Consider the following 16564-nt stretch of genomic DNA (forward strand, 5'->3'; position numbering starts at 1 on the left):
ATACAAAGCAGAAAAAATTTCTTCGCGGTGAGATAGCGCCGCGTGTTTCTGCTCGTCTGTCACATTTACATACATTTTTATTTCCAACATCTCAAAAAACGGCACGCGACTTGCGTGCACCTTTTTGGCACATATCCGTATGCAACGAAACAACTGAACTAGGTGGAGCACCAATGAGCAGACTGATCGTGGTATCGAATCGTGTCGCGCCGACTCAGGAAGGCCGTCCCGCGGCGGGTGGCCTCGCTATCGGCGTGCTGGACGCGCTGAAGGAAAGCGGTGGGGTCTGGTTCGGCTGGAGCGGGGAGACGGTGAGTGAGCCGAGCGCTCCGGTGATAGAAAAACAAGGCAATGTGACGTACGCGACGGTGGGCCTCACCAAGCGCGACTATGACCAGTATTACCGTGGTTTTTCCAATGCGACGCTCTGGCCGACGTTCCACTATCGCAACGACCTGTCGCGCTATGACCGGCAGGAATATGCGGGCTATCAGCGCGTCAACGCGACGTTGGCGAAGCAACTCAAGGTGTTGCTCAAGCCCGACGACATCATCTGGGTTCACGACTATCATCTGTTGCCGTTCGCGCGCTGCCTGCGCGAACTCGGCGTGAAGAATCCGATCGGTTTCTTCCTGCATATTCCTTTTCCGGTACCGGAAGTGTTGCGTACGATTCCGCCGCACGAAGAACTGGTCAAGGCCATGTGCAGCTACGACGTGATCGGCTTCCAGACCGATGCGGATCGCCAGTCGTTCGTCGACTTTATCGAGCGCGGCCAGCACGGCACCTCGAGCGAGGACGGCATGGTGCACGCGTATAACCGCTTCCTGAAAGTGGGCGCGTATCCGATCGGGATCTATCCGGACGCGATCGCCAAAGCCGCCGAGCAGTTCACCGACCGCAAGCCGGTGCGCAGCCTGCGCGACGGCATGCGCGGACGCAAGCTGATCATGAGCGTCGACCGCCTCGATTATTCGAAGGGTCTGGTGGAGCGCTTCCAGGCGTTCGAGCGGCTGCTGCTGAACGCACCGGGTTGGCACGGGCGCGTGTCGCTGGTGCAGATCGCGCCGCCGACGCGCGCGGACGTGTCGACCTACCAGCGGATTCGTCAGACGCTCGAGGGCGAAGCGGGCCGCATCAATGGCCGGTTCGCGCAACTCGACTGGACGCCGATCCAATACCTGAACCGCAAATACGAGCGCAATCTGCTGATGGCGCTATTCCGTCAATCGCAGGTCGGCTATGTGACGCCGCTGCGCGACGGCATGAATCTCGTCGCGAAGGAGTACGTGGCGTCGCAGGATCCGGCCGATCCGGGCGTGCTGGTGCTGTCGCAATTCGCCGGCGCCGCCGAGCAGCTGCCGGGCGCGCTGGTCGTCAATCCGTTCGATCTGTCGCAGATGGCCGAAGCGCTGGAACGCGCACTCTCAATGCCGCTCGCCGAGCGTCAGGCGCGCCATGCCGACATGATGGCGCCGATGCGCGAGAACAATCTGTCGGTCTGGCGCGATACCTTCCTTGCGGATCTGCGCAACGTCGCGACGGCATCTTCGGTGACGGCCAAAGCGGTAAAGCTCGCTGACGTGACCGCGTCGTCGTTGCCGGATTAACGGTCGCGCGGCTGGCAATGCAGCCGTGCGTGCTGGTCACGTCGTCTGATTGGCGGGTGTGAAAGTCGAAGAGAAGGGCGTGGCTCGCACGACGCGATCCACGCTCTTTTCGTATTCGTGTGGTTGAAAAAATCTCTTGCGAGAACTCAGGCCGGTTGCACATTGGCCCGTTGCATGACGCGCATCGTGCTAATCAGCGCGGCGACCGCCGAGAAGCACGCGGCCACGTAGAGCGCGATGGTCGGTCCGTGTTGTGGCGCAATGCCGAAGATCAGCGCGACCAGCGCCGCGCCGAGCGTCTGGCCAGTCAGGCGCGCGGTGCCCAGCATGCCGCTCGCGCCGCCGCTGCGCTCGCGCGGCGCCGCGGACAGCATGGTGCGATTGTTCGGCGACTGGAAGATGCCGAAGCCGGCGCCGCACAAGGCCATGCGCCACGCGATCTGCGTGGCGTCCGGATGCGCGCCGAGCGTGGCGAGCAGCAACAGCCCGGCCGTCATCGCGGCAAGGCCGACGCCGCCCAGCCATCCCGACGACACCTTGTCCGACAGCATGCCGGCAATCGGCGCCGCGATGATGATCACGGCGGGCCAAGGCGTCATGAGCAGCCCGGTCTCCACCTGCGACAACCCCAGCGTTTCCTGCAACAGAAAGGGCAGCGACACGAAGGCGAGCATCTGCGCGCAGAACGAACAGACCGAGGTACCGATCGAGAGCGCGAAGATGGGAATCCTGAGCAAATCGATCGGCAGCAAGGGCGCGGGCTGCGTCAACTGACGGCGCACGAAGAAATAGCCGATCACCACCGCGCCGAGCGCTTCGAGCGCGACGTAGCCGAATCCCTCGCCGTGGCCGAGTCCGTCGACGGCGAAGATCAGCAGGCCGAAGACGAACGCGTTCATCACCGCGCTCGGATAGTCATAGGGCGATTCGTGGCCGGGGTTCATCGGCAGCGCCTTGAAGCCGCCGACGATAGCGGCGATGCCGATCGGCACGTTGATGGCGAACAGCCACGGCCACGAGGCGACGGCGAGCACGCCGGAAGCGACGGTCGGTCCGACCGCCGACGACACCGCGACCACCATCGCGTTGATCGAGACGCCGCGTCCGAGCTGGGCGGGCGGATAGATCATGCGCACCAGCGCCGTATTCACGCTCATGATGCCCGCCGCCCCGAAGCCTTGAATCACGCGAGCGAGCGCGAGAGTCGGCAGCGAAGTCGACAAGGCGCAACCGAACGACGCCACCGTGAACAGGATCAGGCCGGCCAGGTAGATGCGCCGGTAGCCGATGCGGTCGCCGAGCGAAGCGAGCGGCAACAGCGAGATGGTGATCGCCAGCTGATAGGCGTTGACGACCCAGATCGAGCCGGCCGCGCTGGCGTGCAGGTTGCGCGCGATAGTCGGCAGCGCCACGTTGGCAATCGCGCTGTCGAGCACCGCAAGCGTGAGGGAGAGCGCGATAACCAGCATCGCCCAGTAGCGCTGCGGAATCGGCAAGCCCTGTTCGGTGTCGTCCCGAAGCGATGTGTGGGGGGCGAGTGTGTCGGCCGCTTCGGCGGCGATGGTGCCGTCAGCGCCGTCCTTGCGCGGTGGTTGTGCGTGCATCGATTGTTCGAGTTGTAGTGGGGCGGTTCGCCGCTCGCGCGCGCCGCGTGCCGTCGTCGAAGAACTGGCCGGCGCAGCTTGCGCGCGCCGGCCAGCGCGTCTCCCGCGTTATTTGAGTTCGTACAAGCCGGTGTGAGTGGTCGAGTCGAGTTCGTTCAGATGCGTCATGAAGCGCGCCACCGCGTTGGTGGTGTCCGCGTTGATCGGCAGATGCGGCACCCGCAGCGCATGCAGGCGGAAGATGTAGCGATGCGCCTTGTCGCCACGCGGCGGCGCGGCGCCGCCGAAGCCGACCGTGCCGTAGTCGTTGCGCACCTGCAGCGCGCCTTGCGGCAGCAGCGAGCCGTCCGCCTTGCCGGCGTTGCGCGGCAGCGAGCGGGCGTCACTCGGAATATTCACCACGACCCAGTGCCAGAAGCCGCTGCCGGTGGGCGCGTCGGGATCGTGAACGGTGAGCGCGAAGCTTTGCGTGTCGGGCGGCGGCGCCTCCCACTGCAACGCGGGCGAGATGTTCTCGCCGTCCACGCCGAAGGCCTTGTCGTGATATTCGTGGGCTTTCGGCATGAAGCCGTTAGTGGGAAATTCGTCGGACCAGAGACGGAAATCTGCCATGATGTGCCTCCCTTCTTGAGTGGTTCTGGGATGGTCGGGGCGTGCGGTTTTGCAACCGGTTTGCAGGGCAGGGCGCCGCGCGGAAGTACCCCGAGTTAGCCAGTCGAGTGTATCACCAGCGGCCTGAAGATTCGTGCGAGCCGGGTAGGCTACAGCGCGCTTTCAGCCGCGTTCTTCGAAGCTCGGCGCGTCGCTCTTCAGCCACTCGACGAGCCGCTGCAAGACACCCTCGATATCGCGATTGGCCCCGCGCAAAGCGCATTCCCATACGACCGCGACGCGCCAGCCGCTGGCGAGCAGCGCTGCGCGAACTTTGTCGTCGTTGCTGCGATTGCGGCCGATCTTGTCGCGCCAGAACTCCGGCCGCGTTTGCGGCCATTTGAAAAGATGGCAGTCGTGGCCGTGCCAGAAACAGCCGTGCACCAACACCACGGCGCGGTAGCGCGGCAAGACGATGTCCGGGCGTCCCGGCAGATCGCGCGCATCCAGCCGGAAGCGAAAGCCTTGGCCGTGCAGCAGGCTGCGGATCAGAATTTCTGGTTTGGTGTTGCGGCCGCGAATGCCGGACATCATCCGGCTGCGAGTCGCGCTATCGACGATATCGACCATCTTTAACGCTTGGCCAATGCTTCGACGCGCCGGTCACCCGCACAAGCTGACCGCTCACGCGTAGAGCGAGAGCGTTTGCTTCGAACCATGGCGCGTCTCCTCGGCGAGCAGGGTTTGCACATGCGGCAGCATGATGCGCGCCACTTCGCGCATCACCGGCATCACGACGCTGTTGCCGAACTGCCGGTAGGCCTGCGTGTCGCTCACCGGGATTCGGAAGGTATCGGGAAAGCCCATCAGCCGCGCGCATTCACGCGGCGTGAGGCGGCGCGGGCGCAGTGACTCGCCCTGATAGACCAGGATCTCGGAGCCGTCTTTGTGATAACGCGCCGACAGCGTGCGCGTCACGCTGGTCGGATAAGCCATGCCGAAGCCGAAGCCGTTGCCCGCCGCGCGATGTTTCTCCGCGTAGTTCTGCAGGTAAGTCCAGAGATTCGGGGTGAGCGTGTACTTGGGTTGAACGCGTCGGCTGGCGTGGTCGAAGAAACGGTCGTTGTCCCACGGCAGCACCGGCTCGCTGCCATCCGTGCGATGCAGGATCGAGGCGAGCCGCGGGCCGTCTTCCGGCAGGCGCAGCTCGTCCCAGGAGAACGCAGTCTTGCCGCGAAAGCCGACGATGATGATCCGCTCCCGATGCTGTGGCGTGAAATGCTGGCCGTCGATCACACGATAGTGCACTTCGTAGCCGAGTTCGTCGCGCAAGGTTTGCAGGATCACGTCGAAGGTGCGGCCCTTGTCGTGCGAGAGCAGGTTCTTCACGTTCTCCAACAGGAACGCGGCGGGGCGTTTAGCCGCGATGATCCGCGCGACATCGAAAAAGAGCGTCCCTTGGGTCGTGCATTCGAAACCGTGCGGTCGGCCCAGCGCGTTCTTCTTGCTCACGCCGGCGATCGAAAACGGCTGGCACGGGAAGCCGCCGAGCAGCACGTCGTGGCTCGGCACGTCTTCAGCCGGAAACGAAACGATGTCGCCGATCAGCGCATGCTCACCGCCACCGGGGTAATTCTCGCGATAGGTCTTGGTAGAAAAGTCGTTCCACTCGCTCGTAAAGACACAGTCGCCGCCATGCGCCTCGAAGCCCATGCGGATCCCGCCGATGCCGGCGAACAGATCGATGAAGCGGAACTGGGCGTCGCCGCCCACGCTGCCGCGGGTCCGCGCGCGGTTTTGCAGCAGATCGCGCAAGGCCGGTTCCAGCATCGCCGGGCACTGCGTTTCGCCTTTTTCCCAGCGACGTACCGTCTTGATGTCCTTGCCGACATGCGCGGCGATTTCGCGTTGAGTGAAGCGGGCGCGCGCTTGCTTGAGCAGTGCGAGCGGTGCGGCGAGGGTCACGGGTGTCCTTGCTGGGAATTTTTGCGGACATTATGACCTAAGGTCGTCCCATTTCCCTATTTTTTGCGTCGCTTGGGCAGAAAATTTCGAGCTTCGGAACACCGGCACAGAGCAAGTCCACGGCTAAATGCGGGTGTCACAGTTGCGCGTGTACGCTTGTAGCGTGACGCGAATTCCCCGCGTTGCGACGTGTTGAGGCCGCGACATGGTTTTCGCGGCCTTTTTTTTAACGCGCGCAAATGAAATGTCGCCGGCCCGGAAAGGGCCGGGGTTCAGGCTCGCAGCGTGTCAGGCCGAGTGGCTGGCGTTGGCCGGATAGGGCGGTGGGAACAAGGCGGCGGAGGCCGGCGCCAATGCGTCCCAGGCCAGTTGAGGTTCGGCTTGGTATTGATCGAGCTGAAGCAGGAGGCTGTCGACCGCGCACAGTTGCGCGTGGGACAAGTTACCGGCGTCGAGCAATTGGTACAGACGCTTGCGCCAGTACGCGGCCGGCAGGATCGGGCCGCCCAGGTCGCCGTGTAAAGACGGCCGCATCACACGCGCAATGTGCGCAATGTCGCGATCAATCAATACGGCTTGGGATGATCCCGAAAGCTTGATGGGTGTGCGGTCCATGGCTTCTCCTTGGCACCTTTACGGCAGGCCGTGGCGGGACTTTAGGCCTGTTTGAAAATATTTTTTCGCGGCGCGCGCTGGAGAAACCAGGCCGTGCGCAGGTACGGGCACACCCGTTGCTGGGTACGGATACTGGCGTAATGTCGCGCCGGCATTCCAAATAGTGGAGCCGAACATGAACAAGGACCAGGTGAAGGGTGTGGCAGAGCAGGTCAAGGGCAAGGTCAACGAAGCGGTCGGCAAGGCCACGGACAATCCCGCCAAGGAAATAAAGGGCGATCTGCAGCAAGGCGCGGGCAAGGTGCAGAAGGCCTATGGCGACGCTAAGGAAGACGCCAAGGACAACGCCAAGCGCAACGCGCCGTAATTCGGCTTGCGATGTAGTTCGACGGAAAAGGCGCTGCGGCGCCTTTTCCTTTTACCGACGCTTTTGCGTCGTACATGGACTTTTTCGACCGATGGCGGATTTTGCCTGGGAGTAACCCGGGGTTGGCGTCGAGAGCATTCCGCACGCGCTGCGCCGCCTTTAGACTTGGCGCATCCAACACGGAGACGGCGCCCATGACACCCGAAAAAATTCTTTCGATGTTCGAACGGCAATACCTCGAGGGCAAAACGCCCGTCGACCTGGAACAGACCTGCGCGAGCTTCGCCAGTTGGCTGGCGGCGGCTTGGGATCTGCTCGACGGCGAGCAGAAGACGCTGTTGCTGACCGTCGGCGCGTCTTTGTGGCGCGAAGGTTATAACTTGCGCGCCGGCACGGCGACCAAGGATTTGTGGTGAGTGCGGGCTAACGTGCGCGTTTGCGTTTTGCGTTTGCGAGCCGCCGGTTACACGTCGACCGTAAAACCTTGCGTGTCGATATGAGCGCTGGGCCACGCCCGCACGCGTTGCGCCGAGTCGGTTTATATTTGGCGATCTTGCGTTGGGATTTTCGCCGCCGGTCGTCCCGCCGGCTGCCGAGGCCCGATTCTCTTTTCAAGCCGCCACATTCGCACAAGGGTTACACCGCCACATGACCGAACTATCCGCTTTTCCGATCACGCAGAAATGGCGTGCCGAGCATCCGGACCGGATTCAGCTCTACTCGCTGCCCACGCCCAATGGCGTGAAGGTGTCAATCATGCTCGAAGAAACGGGCTTGCCGTACGAGCCGCATCTCGTACGCTTCGATACCAACGATCAGATGACGCCGGAGTTTCTGTCGCTCAATCCGAACAACAAGATTCCGGCGATCATCGATCCGAACGGGCCTGACGGCAATCCGTTGCCGCTGTTCGAATCCGGCGCGATCCTGATTTATCTCGCGGACAAGAGCGGCCAGTTCATTCCGCAAGATGCCGTCGGCCGCTATGAAGCGATCCAGTGGGTGATGTTCCAGATGGGCGGCATCGGGCCGATGTTCGGCCAGGTGGGTTTCTTCCACAAATTCGCCGGCAAGGAGTACGAAGACAAGCGTCCGCGCGACCGCTATATCGGCGAAGCGAAACGGTTGCTCGGCGTGTTGGATCGGCAACTCGAAGGACGTGACTGGATTCTGGGCGATGCGTATTCGATCGCCGATATCGCCACGTTTCCTTGGGTGCGCAATCTGGTCGGCTTCTATGAGGCAGGCGATCTCGTCGGCATTCAGGACTTCCCGAATGTGACGCGCGTGTTGGCCGCGTTCGTCGCGCGTCCGGCCGTGGCGAAGGGACTGGATATTCCGAAGCGTCCGTCGTAATCGATTCATGCGGCCGGACGGCGGGTTTCGTCGGCCGGCCGTCGTTTACCTCGTTTACCTGGGACTCGCCGCGCGTTCTTCTGCGTGGATCTCGCGTTGCCACTCTGTCCGCTGTTGGCGTTCGCTTAGCGGCGCGTCGACTGCATCATCATCGTCCGCGATAGTGCTCAGCCATGTGATCGACGAACGCTCGTACTTTGGGCGCCACATACCGCGTTTGCGGGTATAGCGCGTAGTAATGGCGGCTTCCAAGCGTGTAGCCTGGTAAGACCTGAACGAGACGGCCGCTTCTGATGTCTGTCTGAACCGTCTGCCACGTGAAAGCGGCAATACCCGCGCCCGCCAGCGCCGCGGAGTAAAGCGCAGTGATGGCGTCCGTTCTCAGCCGGTTGCGCGGCAAGATGTGGATTGGCGAATCTTGCTCGGACGTCAGCACCCATTCGGTCGCTTCGGGCGCGCCGGTAAAAGACAATAACTCGTGCTCGGCAAGTTGCCCGGCTGTGTGCGGGAGTCCGTGTCGCTCCAGATAGGTTGGCGATGCAACCAGAACGACGTCGGAGACAGCCAAGGTTTTCGCAACCAGCGTCGTGTCAGCCAAAGGGCCGCTGATGCGTAACGCTACGTCGTAGCCCTCTGCAACGAGGTCGACGAACTGATCGCTGCACGACAACTCCAGTTGGATGTCGGGATAACGTTTCTGAAACGCCGGAAGCCAGTCGGCCAATTCCAGCGTACCGATGGCAAGCGGCGCGGTGACGCGCAGCAAGCCGGCCGCCTGTTGATGTTCGGCCGCCATGGCCTGCGCCGCTTCTTCCACGCGATCGAGAATATCGACGCTGGCCTTGTAGTAGCGTTCACCCGCGGCTGTCAGCGTAAAGCGTCGTGTATTGCGGTTGAGTAACTGAACGCCGAGCGAAACCTCGAGCTGTTTCAATTGACGCGACACGCTCGAATGCGTGGTGTCGAGCCGCTCGGCCGCAGCCGAAAACCCCTGCGCTTCGACGATGAAGCGGAAGGCGCGCATTGCAAGCAACTGGTCCATGGGCGAGATTGGCGCTACGCGGCGTCACCACGAAGGTGAATCGGGCTAATGCTTAGCGCAACGGTAGGTAAATGATTTCCGACGTGCTCATCACGTCGCCAAACGTAGCTTCGATTTTGGCTGTGACGCGCGACGTGACTCGTCTTTATCGATCGTGTCTGCGTCGACGCGTTGCCGAGGCGTCCGATGCTACCACGACGCGATAGCCGACCCGTACCGCGTCGCTCGCGGCGTCGGCCGCGCAGGCATGGGTCATCAGCCTAGTGATATTTAGGAAGCCTGAAAAGCGCAAGAACGTGATGGACGCCGTGGCGGCTATCGACCAGCCAGCGATATTACGTCGCTCGTGTTCATCACCGAGCCGAAGGTATCCGCGATTTCAGCCAGAGCCGACAGATGCAACGTGGCGTGCCCGACGCGCAGTTCGCTATCGACGACGATGTCGCGGGTCGCGCATGCGTCGGCGGCCACGACGACTTCGAACCCCGCAGGCACCGCATCTCGCGCGGCGCCTGCTACGCAGGCGTGCGTCATCAGGCCGCCAATGACGAGGTGCGTGATGCCATCGTCTTTCAACGTTTGCGCGAGATCGGTGCTGGCAAACACGCTCACGGAGCTTTTCTCGACCACGCGATGGGCGGCCTTCGGTTGCATCTCGGCGTGAATCTCGACTTGCCGGCTGCCGGCGGCAAATAGCGGAGAGTCGGCCGGTGCAACGTGCTGCACGTGGACCACGCGCCACCCATGGCGGTCGGCGCATTCGACGAGTTGATGCGCGTTTCGCAATGCTGCCGCGCCATTCGGAATGGGCAGCGAACCCGTGAAGTATTCGTTCTGAAAGTCGATCAACAGCAACGCGGTGGTGCGAGCGGGCAGCGAAGCGGGTGGGCAGGCACCGAGAATGCTACGGAGTGTGCGGCTGGACATGACGGGTCCTTTTGGACGTGGTTGGAAAGGAACCGAGTCTAGGGTGGGATAGGCATCGCAACAACACTGCCGCCGAGACAAGGTCTGTGCGTGATTTGCACTGATCGCGAGACGCTATTCGGCAACCGGCAGTGACTTCACCTGACGCAGGTAGCTTTTACGTCATCGTCTGCGAGGTCGCAAAGATTTCCACGCGGTTGCGGCGCGAGATGATTTGTTGAACTTCTCGTCGCCCAATCCTTACCAACCGTCTCAAGAACTTATCGACTATCAGTAACCACGTGGCGGCTGTCCGCCACGCGTTGTCGACATAGGCATGAATCACATTCAGTACACTCGAATTGCCGGCCTCGACGGCTTACGCGCGCTTTCTGTCATAGCGGTATTTCTTGCGCATACCGGTCTCGCGGGCGTCGTGGGCGGCGGGTATGTCGGCGTCGATGCATTTTTCGTGTTGAGTGGCTACCTGATCACGAGCCGGCTGATCGCGGAGCATCGGCACACCGGCCGGATCGATTTGCCGGCGTTCTATTGGCGGCGCGCTCGCCGGCTTTACCCGGCCTTGTTGCTGATGCTTGCCGGTGTCACGATCTATTGTCTGATATTTCCCGCTTCCTTGAGAGTGGGATTCGAAGTCCTGCCCGCTTTCTTCTATGTGATGAACTGGGTGCGCGCGTTCGGCATCTACGACGCGCATTTCACGGGGCATACGTGGACGCTCGCGATCGAGGAGCAGTTTTACCTCGTCTGGCCGCTCATCCTGTTGGGCGTGTTGAAATTCTGGCCACGTCGGCTCGTGCTCGCAGTCGCACTCCTTGCGATGGCGGTGATCGGGTGGCGTTCGTTTCTGATGTCGCATCACCTTTCGATGGCGCGCATTTATTGTGGCTTCGATACGCACTCCGACGGGCTGCTGATGGGGGCTTTGCTGGCGGTGATGCCGCGCCAATGGACGGCTTGGGCCGGCAAGTTATGGCCCCTCGCCGCCGCCATTCTGTTTTTCGTGATGTTGAGCGAGACCGGTCTCGACTTTTCGTTGCAGGCGTTGGGTTACCCACTTACGCCGTTAGCCGCTGCGCTCATTATTGCGAAGGTCGTGACGGCTCAGCAGTCCGTGTTGGTGCGGGCGCTCGATATCGCCCCGCTGGCGGGGCTGGGTCGAGTTTCGTACGGCTTTTATCTGTGGCACTACGTTGTCCTGCAGTCGATGCTTTACGGCGGCCATGAGACGATGGGCGCATTTTTCGGTGCTTTCTCTCACCCGAATATCGCCATGGTGACAATCACATTTGTCATATCAATGGCACTCACGCTGGTCTCGTGGTTTGTCGTCGAAAAAAGGGCGATGCGATTGCGGTTTCCGTGGCGGCGAAACGCGGCGATGGCCTGAGTCGCGCCGCGCGAGAAATAGAGTCAGCAGCGAGTTGATTGCTTCGGCGGCCGTGTAAGACGTGCTAAGTTGCACTGTTGCCTGTCCTAACGCCGAGAGGTAGTTCATGAATCTGGTTACGACGCTGCGCCGCGGGCATCTTCTGAAACATACCGATCTATCGGGAATCGGTCTTGAGATAGGACCGTATGATCAGCCGACCGTCTTCAAGTCGGAAGCAGACGTGCGATATCTGGACTGGAAGGATAGGGAGCAACTGGTCCGGGAGTGCACGCACCCGGACATGATCGTCGACATACCCGAAATCGACTACGTGGTTCATTCGAATCGATACGGCGAGTACATCAGCGATAAGTTCGACTACGTTATTGCGAATCATGTGATGGAGCACGCGCCCAACATGGTTCAATGGCTATCCGATCTATGCGACATGATGCGTCCCGGCGGAGTGCTGTTTCTTGCCCTGCCCGACAAGAAGTTCAGTTTCGATAGATACAGACAGGACACGGCGCTAAGTCATTTCGTGGCCGAGTATCTTGCGGGTGTCGAGGACATTCCGCGCGAACATCAAATCGAATGTGAGATCTATTACGACGAAGCATTCGTCAACAAGCCGATGCAGGTGGCCGACAAGCTCGATATGAACCGTATCAGGCACAAGCTGAAGGCGCCTCCGCATGTCGGCATTCACAGCCATGTTTTCGAGAGCGGCACGATTGTGTCCAAGGTCCTGAAGCCGATCCTGATGATGGGTTTCATCGAATTCAATCTCGTCGACTTTGTGCCTGCGCGCGGAGAAACCGGCGGAGAGATGATCATTGTGCTTCGCAAGGAACCGCCTCGCGTGGAACTCACGACCGAGGAGTTCTACAGTGCCCCTGTGGATGCTGCAATGATGGCGCGCGCGACCGAGACAGCGGAGCGCCTCGCTGAGGCTGAGGCAGCCCTTGCGGAAACGCGAGAGAAGGTTGTGGCGACGCAGGAGGAGGTTGTGGCGATGCAGAAGACGGTTGTCGCGATGCAGGAGGAGATCGCATCGAGGACTTCGACGATCAGGGCGCTCGAGTCGTCGACATCCTGGCGAATCACGGCGCCGTTGCGCGCCGCGGTGACCAGGCTTCGAGGGCTCGGCTCGAAGGGGCGAAACATATCGTATTGAATGTGCGCGTGGGCTTGGTTTTCAATTCTCTATGTCTCATTGCCCACTTGCGATCGACGCCTATCGCCCGCTTTGGAGATTTCTGGCGCCGGCACACCGCTTCTTTGTATGATATTTCCTGAGACACCCCTCACCATTTGTCGGAGATGCAATGAAACCGATCAAATTGCGTGTGCCGCGCGAGGAAGCGGCCGACCTGCCGGACGATCTCACGGCGTGGGCGAGCGTCTCCGGCGTCGATCCCGGACTGACTGTACTGAGCGAGCCCGGGTCCGCAACCGACAGTAGCTCGCCGGTCCTGTACCAGATCTACGTGAGCCAAAGCTTCTTCGAGCAGTTCCCGGAATGGCGCATGTATATCGAGCAGTAGCGGATCACGCCTCCATGAAGTGATGCCTCGGCGCCGCGCAGAGCGGAATTGCGTGGCCGACCGATTGCAACCATCATACGAAATCCCTGGTTATATTCACCGATAGGTTTCTGTAAGATGGTGATTCACATCAGCGCCCCGAGCGCGGTGTGTGTGTTTTGAGCCGCAGCATTGTCTGCGGCTTTTTTTTTATTCAGCGTTTCCGAGCGCGAATGGTGTTTTCCCTGGCGTCTCGCTTTGGGGCATGGCGGTTGCGCGATGTTGGCTGCATACGCGCACCATCGCGTCAGGAGAGTGATCATGCCTTGCCAATCCTATGCACCGTATCGCGGCTTCGGGATCGACGTTCAGGTCACGACCGGAAAGCCATTGTGTTTGCACAATGTCGGACGCCGGTACAAGGTGTCCTGGACCATCAGTTCGTCCAGTCAACCTGCACACAAGGTTGCAAGTTTTCCAGAGCAACTGGAATTCATATCTGAACATGATGCGTTCAGATACGCCGAGAAGCGAGCGCATACGTTCGTCGACTGCATGCTCTCTGAAAACTCGGCCGTCCATCCTGTCGGTAACGTAAGAGGCGCCCGCCTGGAAGCGCTCAGCCCTGGAGGGTGATGACGCCATCAGCAGCCACTCCATGTCGAATCATTTTCTTCGCGCCGCCTCCGGCTAGTCGCTGCGCAGTAGGGCGCCATTGAATCGCGTTCGAACGGCTGCATGCGTCGGAGGCTGAAGACACAGCGCTTAGCGCGAAAATCGGTAGCGCCGATATTGGCATATCGAGAAGCCGACTATTCTGACAAAAGCGCCCTTTGAAATTTTCTGTAAAAAAATATCGCTTGACACGTCAGCTTGACATAAAGTTCGACTACCATCCGCCGTTTCGATGCCCAATCGATAACTCATACCATCGGTTCAATCTTTATGAAGCGGCGAACCCTAACGTCTTTCCGACATTTATCTTTCGCATTCCTTTCTTTTTATTCGGTGCAATCACCTGCGGAAAGCGGAAACAAATTCGGCCCGATTCTTTCGACGGAAATCATTAATCCGAGGCAGAACGTGTCGTTTTGTCATGCATCGACGATTGCCTACCGAGACGGCAATCTGGTCGCAGCATGGTTGGCCGGCAGCAAAGAGGCAGCGAAGGATGTCGGCATCTGGGTAGCGCGTTTTTCCGGCGGTCATTGGGACGACCCTGTTCGCGTCGCGGATGGTCGCTCGCCTGACGGTGAAGCGCTGACAACAATTAATCCGGTTCTCTTTTCTCCTCGAAGCGGCCCTCTGATGTTGTTTTATAACCGGGGAAAATTGCCTGCGGATTGGCATCCTCTGCGCATCACTTCGCTTGACGGCGGCAGGACGTGGTCAAAACCGACTGCTCTGGGCCTAGGCCTCTCCGGTCCGGCGAAAGACAAGCCCGTCCAGCTATCAAACGGAATCGTGATATCCGGAAGCAGCACCGAGGATGATGGATGGAGCGTTCACTTCGAGCGTTCCGTGGATGGGGGCACTACGTGGGACGTTGTGTACCCGCCGGTCGGTTCGCATCGAGTGCAGGCGATCCAGCCTGCGATACTTGATCACGGTCATGGACATCTGCAGGCGCTGGTTCGAACGAAAAGCGGCTTTGTGTTCAGCACCAGGTCGCGCGATTGGGGAAAGACATGGAGCGGTCTCTCGCCGTTGAATATTCCGAATCCAAATTCCGGTCTGGACGCGGTGACCTTGACTGACGGGCGCGACCTGGTCGTCGGAAATCCGCTACCCTACGCCGAAGGTAAGTGGGACCGACATAAGCTGTCTGTCTTCATTTCGACCGATCACCAGACCTATCGCAACGTGTTGGACATTGAGAACCAAGCGAACCACGAGTTCTCTTACCCTGCGGTTATTCAGTCCCCGGACGGCCTGGTTCACATCACTTATACCTGGGAAAAGATTCATATCAAGCATGTCGTGCTTGATCCGAAACGGATTCGAACGCCGCGGCAAACGTTACTTCTTGCGACGGTTCGGTAAGGTGAATCTGGTCACCGCCTTTTGACAAGAGGCAAGATGGCCGAGCGCGTGGAGGGGGCTGTTTTTGCGCGCGATGATGGCGGCAAAAAGCCCCGCAGCGCAACGCATACGGGGCTTTTCCGGGCAAGCTTGGGAGATGCTAGGAAGCTATCTGGTCCCCCTGACAGGAATCGAACCTGTATCTAGCGCTTAGGAGGCACTTGTTCTATCCATTGAACTACAGGGAGATGGATATCTGCAATGGGACGACTGAACCCTTGCTGCTATTGGCTCCAGCCTTATCCCTTGGGCGTTTCCGGCCTTTCTGCTTCTTCCTAAATGAAGCGCCGTGACAGCCTGTGAACCCCAGTTTATAGCAGTCTCTGCTACACTTTTGCTACAAATCGTCCCTGTAGCACAGAAAAATGATCTGGCACTGCTACAGTTTCCGAGCGGGGTAAAACATGGCTTCAATCCTGCCAGTCGGCAGTCGCTGGCGTGCCCAGGTGCGCAAGCGAGGGCAGAGTATAGCAAAAACGTTCAGAACCAAAGGCGCCGCCGAAGCCTGGGCGCGGGAAAAAGAAGTCGAGATCGACAAGGGACAGAACGCTGTTGATGCGGCCACTGTGACGGTCGGCGACCTCGTCAAACGGTATCGCGAGGCGCGGGCCGAATCGGATCGGGCCGTCAAACCGAAATCGAACGAGTACTACATCCTGCAGCGGCTGGAGGATGCGTTTCAAAGTCACTTTGCCTCGCGGCTCACGACCCAGCAGATCGTCAAGTTTGCCCAGGATCGCAGGAAAGCCGGCGCCGGTGGCTATACGGTCGACATGGATATCTCCAAGCTGGGGACCGTGCTGCGTCACACGGCGTCGCTGCTTGGCCTGACGCTACCCGACGCGATCGGCGCAGCCCGGCCAACGCTTCACCATCTGCGACTGATCGATGCCGGCGGCAAACGGGATCGCCGACCGACGCCGGAAGAAATCGAAAAGATTTTCGCCTGGTTTGCCGAGCATCCGGAGCGCCAGCAGGCAATGCCCGATCTGTTGCGGGTCGCCATGCAGTGCGCGTTCCGTCGTGGTGAACTGTTCAACCTGCGCTGGAATGATATCGACGCCGAGAATCACCTTGCGCTCGTGCGCGATCGCAAGCATCCCCGACAGAAGGTCGGCAACAACGAGTGGATCCCGCTGATCGGTGACTCGTTCGAGGTCATCATGCGGCAACCTCGTTACCCGGTGCCAACGGAATACGTTGAGAAGCGCAGGGCCGACCCGACGATGCCGCCGCACAAGAACGAATACATTTTCCGGTTCGACAAGGGCACGGCCAGCAAGTACTTCAAGCAGGCGTGCGACGAGAAGGGGATCGAGAATCTGCGCCTGCACGATCTGCGGCACGAGGCCACCAGTGCGCTATTTGAGGCGGGCTGGCAGATCCCGGAAGTGGCGGCCGTCACGGGTCACAAGGACTGGCGCAACCTGAAGCGCTACACCAATTTGGATCCGGCTCAGGTTGCGAAGAAAGGCAGGTTAAAGCTGGTGAAGGCGGCCTGATGCGA

At 60.3% G+C, this 16564-nt stretch carries 17 protein-coding genes and 1 tRNA gene; 9 read left to right on the forward strand and 9 right to left on the reverse strand.

The annotated features are described in order from the left end of the window. The first annotated feature begins 173 nt into the window (after positions 1 to 173). Positions 174 to 1610 carry an alpha,alpha-trehalose-phosphate synthase (UDP-forming) gene (gene otsA / locus HF916_RS32720; protein ID WP_168792988.1) on the forward strand — a complete coding sequence of 479 codons (1437 nt, stop codon included), beginning with the start codon at positions 174 to 176 and terminating at the stop codon, positions 1608 to 1610. A gap of 146 nt (positions 1611 to 1756) precedes the next feature. On the opposite strand, the gene HF916_RS32725 is transcribed toward otsA, so the two are convergent. From HF916_RS32725 to HF916_RS32745, 5 genes are all read right to left on the reverse strand, one after another. Continuing rightward, the gene (locus tag HF916_RS32725) at positions 1757 to 3214 is read right to left on the reverse strand and encodes an MFS transporter (protein WP_168792989.1); all 1458 of its coding nucleotides are present in this window, start codon (positions 3212 to 3214) and stop codon (positions 1757 to 1759) included. Between the two features lie 108 nt (positions 3215 to 3322). Beyond that, entirely contained in the window at positions 3323 to 3826 is a 504-nt protein-coding gene (locus HF916_RS32730) for a YbhB/YbcL family Raf kinase inhibitor-like protein (protein ID WP_168792990.1), read from the reverse strand. Positions 3827 to 3988: 162 nt separating this feature from the next. Further along, on the reverse strand, positions 3989 to 4435 hold the full coding sequence (locus tag HF916_RS32735; protein WP_168792991.1) for a very short patch repair endonuclease: 447 nt from the start codon (positions 4433 to 4435) through the stop codon (positions 3989 to 3991). 54 nt (positions 4436 to 4489) lie between these two features. After that, positions 4490 to 5770, reverse strand: a complete 1281-nt coding sequence (dcm, locus tag HF916_RS32740; protein ID WP_168792992.1) for a DNA (cytosine-5-)-methyltransferase — start codon at positions 5768 to 5770, stop codon at positions 4490 to 4492. Between the two features lie 288 nt (positions 5771 to 6058). Then, complete coding sequence (locus HF916_RS32745; RefSeq protein ID WP_168792993.1) at positions 6059 to 6385, reverse strand: hypothetical protein; 327 nt, start codon at positions 6383 to 6385, stop codon at positions 6059 to 6061. 175 nt (positions 6386 to 6560) lie between these two features. Here HF916_RS32745 and HF916_RS32750 point away from each other — a divergent pair, with 175 nt between their 5' ends. From HF916_RS32750 to HF916_RS32760, 3 genes are all read left to right on the forward strand, one after another. After that, on the forward strand, positions 6561 to 6752 hold the full coding sequence (locus HF916_RS32750; RefSeq protein ID WP_168792994.1) for a CsbD family protein: 192 nt from the start codon (positions 6561 to 6563) through the stop codon (positions 6750 to 6752). A gap of 194 nt (positions 6753 to 6946) precedes the next feature. Next, positions 6947 to 7168 (forward strand): hypothetical protein, encoded by a 222-nt coding sequence (locus HF916_RS32755; RefSeq protein WP_168792995.1) that lies wholly within the window; start codon positions 6947 to 6949, stop codon positions 7166 to 7168. A gap of 232 nt (positions 7169 to 7400) precedes the next feature. Further along, positions 7401 to 8108: a glutathione S-transferase C-terminal domain-containing protein gene (locus HF916_RS32760; protein WP_168792996.1), complete on the forward strand. Its 708-nt coding sequence runs from the start codon at positions 7401 to 7403 to the stop codon at positions 8106 to 8108. A 148-nt stretch (positions 8109 to 8256) separates the two neighbouring features. On the opposite strand, the gene HF916_RS32765 is transcribed toward HF916_RS32760, so the two are convergent. Both HF916_RS32765 and HF916_RS32770 read right to left on the reverse strand, forming a co-directional pair. After that, on the reverse strand, positions 8257 to 9150 hold the full coding sequence (locus HF916_RS32765) for a LysR family transcriptional regulator (RefSeq protein ID WP_168792997.1): 894 nt from the start codon (positions 9148 to 9150) through the stop codon (positions 8257 to 8259). A 315-nt stretch (positions 9151 to 9465) separates the two neighbouring features. Beyond that, a complete protein-coding gene (locus HF916_RS32770; RefSeq protein WP_168792998.1) occupies positions 9466 to 10077 on the reverse strand; it encodes a cysteine hydrolase family protein in 612 nt (203 codons plus the stop codon). Between the two features lie 316 nt (positions 10078 to 10393). Between HF916_RS32770 and HF916_RS32775 the strand changes: the two genes are divergently transcribed. From HF916_RS32775 to HF916_RS32785, 3 genes are all read left to right on the forward strand, one after another. Continuing rightward, entirely contained in the window at positions 10394 to 11467 is a 1074-nt protein-coding gene (locus tag HF916_RS32775; RefSeq protein WP_168792999.1) for an acyltransferase family protein, read from the forward strand. A 106-nt stretch (positions 11468 to 11573) separates the two neighbouring features. Beyond that, complete coding sequence (locus tag HF916_RS32780; RefSeq protein WP_168793000.1) at positions 11574 to 12626, forward strand: class I SAM-dependent methyltransferase; 1053 nt, start codon at positions 11574 to 11576, stop codon at positions 12624 to 12626. Positions 12627 to 12777: 151 nt separating this feature from the next. Then, on the forward strand, positions 12778 to 12996 hold the full coding sequence (locus HF916_RS32785; RefSeq protein ID WP_168793001.1) for a hypothetical protein: 219 nt from the start codon (positions 12778 to 12780) through the stop codon (positions 12994 to 12996). 125 nt (positions 12997 to 13121) lie between these two features. On the opposite strand, the gene HF916_RS32790 is transcribed toward HF916_RS32785, so the two are convergent. Next, on the reverse strand, positions 13122 to 13298 hold the full coding sequence (locus HF916_RS32790) for a hypothetical protein (RefSeq protein WP_168793002.1): 177 nt from the start codon (positions 13296 to 13298) through the stop codon (positions 13122 to 13124). A 622-nt stretch (positions 13299 to 13920) separates the two neighbouring features. Between HF916_RS32790 and HF916_RS32795 the strand changes: the two genes are divergently transcribed. Further along, entirely contained in the window at positions 13921 to 15018 is a 1098-nt protein-coding gene (locus HF916_RS32795) for a sialidase family protein (RefSeq protein ID WP_168793003.1), read from the forward strand. Between the two features lie 152 nt (positions 15019 to 15170). Here HF916_RS32795 and HF916_RS32800 read toward each other — a convergent pair. Further along, positions 15171 to 15245: transfer RNA gene (locus HF916_RS32800), tRNA-Arg, on the reverse strand. A gap of 216 nt (positions 15246 to 15461) precedes the next feature. Between HF916_RS32800 and HF916_RS32805 the strand changes: the two genes are divergently transcribed. Further along, the gene (locus HF916_RS32805) at positions 15462 to 16559 is read left to right on the forward strand and encodes a site-specific integrase (RefSeq protein WP_168793004.1); all 1098 of its coding nucleotides are present in this window, start codon (positions 15462 to 15464) and stop codon (positions 16557 to 16559) included. Positions 16560 to 16564 lie beyond the last annotated feature (5 nt).

This window comes from Paraburkholderia aromaticivorans, from assembly GCF_012689525.1.
Lineage (GTDB): Bacteria > Pseudomonadota > Gammaproteobacteria > Burkholderiales > Burkholderiaceae > Paraburkholderia > Paraburkholderia aromaticivorans_A.